General features: G+C 46.7%; 4 protein-coding genes. All 4 read left to right on the top strand.

Annotated features, from left to right (window positions below; genetic code table 11):
- Positions 1-1230: response regulator (locus tag AC1DUA_RS25590; RefSeq protein WP_477502450.1), on the top strand; the 1230-nt coding region annotated here is incomplete at its 5' end.
- Between the two features lie 112 nt (positions 1231-1342).
- On the top strand, positions 1343-2776 hold the full coding sequence (locus AC1DUA_RS25585) for an ABC transporter substrate-binding protein (protein WP_477502449.1): 1434 nt from the start codon (positions 1343-1345) through the stop codon (positions 2774-2776).
- A 66-nt stretch (positions 2777-2842) separates the two neighbouring features.
- Positions 2843-3754 carry a carbohydrate ABC transporter permease gene (locus AC1DUA_RS25580; RefSeq protein WP_477502448.1) on the top strand — a complete coding sequence of 304 codons (912 nt, stop codon included), beginning with the start codon at positions 2843-2845 and terminating at the stop codon, positions 3752-3754.
- Positions 3751-4387: carbohydrate ABC transporter permease (locus tag AC1DUA_RS25575; RefSeq protein ID WP_477502447.1), on the top strand; the 637-nt coding region annotated here is incomplete at its 3' end. The genes AC1DUA_RS25580 and AC1DUA_RS25575, both read left to right, overlap by 4 nt.

Raw genomic sequence — 4387 nt, 5'->3', positions numbered from 1 at the left:
TTTATAGCCTATAACGGATTTGAGGCGCTCGATTTCATCCATTTGGAGAAAATTGACCTCGTTTTTACCGATATTCAGATGGAAAAGATGAATGGCATTGAATTAATTGAAAATATATTCATGGAAGATCCATCGATCCCGATTGTCATTTTATCCGCCCATGGCGAGTTTGAATATGCCCAGAAAGCGATCCGTTTCGGAGCCAAGGAATATTTGGTTAAGCCGATTACGCCGCCGCACCTGATTGCGGTAACAGCGAAGCTGCTTAAGGAAAAGGAAGAGCGGCAGCAGCATTTTTCCAATTGGGAAGGCAACCGAACATTGGCGGACATTACCACGCTTGAGATGAACTATTATTTGAGCGAGATTGTGACAGGAACCGTTCATGAATCCGAAGTGCCCGACATCAGAGAGAAGCTCGGAAATCGTATATCGGGTACCCATTACAGCATGCTGGTGATCAAATTATTTCTGAACCGGGGTGGCATTAGAGATGAGGAGATTGCGACACTGAAAGACCGTAGTCTTCTGAAGTACGCCGCATTGAATATTATCGAAGAGACAGCAAGCCAGTGGAGCCACCTTGTTTTCAAYACGCACAATTCCACCTTTTCCTTGTTGATGCAAATTCCTGAGGAGGAGAAACAAGGAACGCTCAGTATTAATCAGATGCTGATGGTAGCTCAAATGATTCATGCGAATTTGCAGAAATATGTGAATGTCAAATGCCAAATCGGCATCAGCCGCATTCAGGAAGGCATCATCAAGTGGCCTGTCATTTACAAAGAAGCGATGGAGAGTTTGACGTGGGGCGAGACACAGAAAGACCACTATATGTTTTACATAGAGGATATCGGGAAAACGACGAATGAGCAGAATTTAACGAATACGCAGGTTGACGAGGCGAATAATCGCATTGTTTTTGATACGAAAACGTATATTGAACATCATTTCTGTGATAAAGGACTGAAGCTGCAGGACATCGCTGACAGTGTGCATTTGAGTCCCAATTATTTGAGTTATTTGTTTAAAAGAGTGATGGGACAGGGGATCTGGGATTATGTAACCCAGCTGCGCATGGAAAAAGGGAAACAGCTGATTCTCACAACAGATAAACGCCGATATGAGATTTCGGAGGAAATCGGGTACGAATCGCCGGAGCATTTTAGCAAAATATTTAAAAAGCATTTTGGGATGAATATTTCGGAGATCAAAGTGGCGGGACCGTAATATGCGACATGATTAGCGTAACAAGGCACATCGCTAGGTTGCCCGGGTACCCCTTATAATCGGAATTGTAGCAGCAAACGTAACTAACATGATGTTGAAAGGGGAACCAACTATGAGAGGTAAAAAGACATCCGCAATCAGTGCGATCGCGCTGACTGTCCTACTGGCAGGATGTGGCACGCCATCAGCAACAACAAGCACGCCAAGTGCTAGCCCGGCTAGTCCAGCCGCAACAGGGGCAACGGGCGCTTCTACGGCCACGCCTGCTGCCAAAAAGGTGACCATCACCGCCCAAGGCTTCAAGCCGGACCAGAAGGAGAAAAACGATCAACTGGATCAGCGGATCGCCCGCTTTAAAGCAAAGAATCCGAACGTCGAATTCAAGAAAGACGACTGGCAGTACAATCCGCTTGAAATTGGAATCAAAATGGCTTCCAATAGTGCTCCGACCGAATACACAACCTATGCAACAGAAGGTAAAGTACTGGTCGATAAGAAATGGGTAGCGGACATTTCGGACTCCATGAATGCCTGGGAACATGCGAAAGACATGAATGATCTCCTCTCCAAACCGTTTGTTGTGAATGGTAAAACGTATGGCGTGCCGATCGATGGCTACGTCATGACCATTACATTGAACAAAAAGCTGTTCAAGGAGAAAGGCGTCGAACTCCCGCCAATGGACTGGACGTGGGATGACCTTCTTGCAGCAGCGAGAAAAATCAACGACCCAGCCAAAGGCATTGCAGGTTTTATCCCAATGGGGAAAGGCCCTGAAGCGGGCTGGAACTGGACGAATTTCCTCTATGCAGCTGGCGGAGACGTACAGAAGCTTGACGGCGGCAAAGTCGTAGGAATTTTCAATTCAGACGCCGGTTTGAAAGCGCTTGAATTTTATAAAAAGCTGAAAGATGAGAACTTGATTCCGCAAAACTGGGCGCTTGGCTACGGCGATGCACTAAGTGCATTCTCGCAAGGACGCGGCGCAATGGTGATGTGTGGAAGCGGAAATGCAGCAGATACTGCGATTAATGAAGGCGGTATTTCCAAAGAGGATATGGTCGTGTATCCGATGCCGGCGTTGACCAAAGGCGGCAAACATACAGGCGTACTCGGCGGCAACTACCGTGTTATCAATCCGAAGAGTGACAAAGACCAACAGGCTGTAGCCTTCAAATGGATTACGGATGAGTACTTCACGGACGATTTCTTGAACTCCACGAAAAAAGAAATCGAGGACCGCAAAACGAAAAACCGCGTCTATATTCCACAGCCGATCAACTACTGGAAAGATTCCTCCGATTTCGGTAAGAAGTACACGGACTTATTAGCTAAATATGACAACGTCTTTAAATACGATCCGCAGCTGCTCAGCCTCTGGGACGGCAAGCCGGAAGCACAATACGAAGCGCAAAAGTATTACACAGAGATGGCCAATGTGATCCAAAAAGTGTTCACAACCAAAGATGTAGATCTGAAAAAGGCTCTAACGGATGCGTCGAACAAAGTGCAATCAGAAGTATTTGATAAAGTGAAAGTCGAATAGCGACCGGAACAGTCGGATCTAAGCTGCCTTTGCGGTTTAGGTCCGATTTCATAAGGAGTGTTGGAGATGGATGCAGAACTAAGTGTACAGCCTGTCGCAGCGGCAAGCACCGTTAAGAAGAAGATCAATTGGTATTTGTGGGGGACGCTATTCATCATCCCGGAGATTGTGTTATTTATTATTTTCTTGTGGGTCCCGATTATCAAAGGTGTTTTCTACAGCTTCTACACGATTGATTTCGTGGACGGCAATCATTTTATTGGCCTTGCAAATTATCTAAGTATTTTTCAGGATGAGCTTCTGCTGATATCTGTCAAAAATACCTTGTATTATATGGCGCTTGGTATCGTGATTGGCTTCTGGGTTCCTCCGCTCATTGCAATCGCTGTCACGGAATTAAAGTGGTTTCAGGGGGGAGCGCGGATTATCGGATATTTGCCAAGTGCGATTCCCGCCATCGTTCTATACGGCATGTGGCAGTGGTTCTACGATGCCGTAGGTCCGATCAACTCCCTTTTGCAAGCGTTGGGGCTTCCCCAACTGCAATTCTTCAGCCCTAAGCTCGCCATGGGTTCCATTGTTTTACTCGAAACGTGGCAAAGCTTTGGGGCAGCTACACTCATCTACATCGCCGCAATCGTAGGAATTCCTAGAGACATTTATGAAGCGGCGGAGATCGACGGAGCAAGTGTGTGGCAGCGTATCCGTTACATCACATTGCCAAGTATTCGCACATTGATGCTGCTTCTGCTGCTTCTGCAGGTGATCACAACGTCACAGGGCTTCCAGGCGCAGTTATCCATGACCGATGGCGGGCCGAACAATGCAACGCTAACCTACCTGCTATGGCTGAATCATACGGCATTCCGGGATCTTGATTTTGGTAAAGCAAGCGCGATGGGCAGCTTAATGTTTTTTGTCTTAATCCTGTTGTCCGTATTATACAATCTGCTGCAGCGTAGAGGTGAGAAAGCATGAAGCAAGAAGAACGCGGCATTATTTCTAGATTTGATATGAAAAAAGGCACCGTACGCACAGGCTACGCCATCATGGTGGTGTTGATGCTTGTGATGGGTGTAACGATGTTGTACCCGTTTTTCAATACGTTTTTTGGTTCACTGAAAACACGGGAGGAATTTTTCGCTTTCCCGCCAACCTTTTTCCCCAAGAGCTGGGTTTGGACCAACTATAAGGATGCTTTTAGCGGATTTGATCTGCCACTGCTGACATTTCTCAAAAATACTGTGTTCATCTATGTCGGCAACGTGATCGTTTCCCTGCTGCTAATCGGATTAGCGGCATACGCGCTGTCTCATTTAAAAGTTCCTTTCAAACGCTGGGTGACGCTGTTTTTCTTTTCCACGCTCCTCATCCCGCCAGCCACGTACGTTGTGCCTAACTTGCTCAATTTGAAAAGCCTCGGTATGTTGAATACCTACTGGGCTTTCTGGCTGCCGGCTGCGGCGAATGCGTATTTCATGCTGCTGCTCAAAAACTTTTTTGACAGTATTCACAAAGAGATTCTCGAAGCGGCGAGGATAGATGGCGCAAACGAATTCAGCTCCTTCATCCGGATTGCGGTGCCGCTTTCTACACCGATCATCGGTACGC

This window comes from Paenibacillus sp. 01T422 (assembly GCF_056398785.1).
This window is presented reverse-complemented; position numbering and strand designations above follow the sequence as displayed.

Excerpts from the sequence above, each read along its gene's own strand:
- AC1DUA_RS25585 (WP_477502449.1), top strand. The coding sequence starts at position 1,343 with ATGAGAGGTAAAAAGACATCCGCAATCAGTGCGATCGCGCTGACTGTC.
- AC1DUA_RS25580 (WP_477502448.1), top strand. The coding sequence starts at position 2,843 with ATGGATGCAGAACTAAGTGTACAGCCTGTCGCAGCGGCAAGCACCGTT.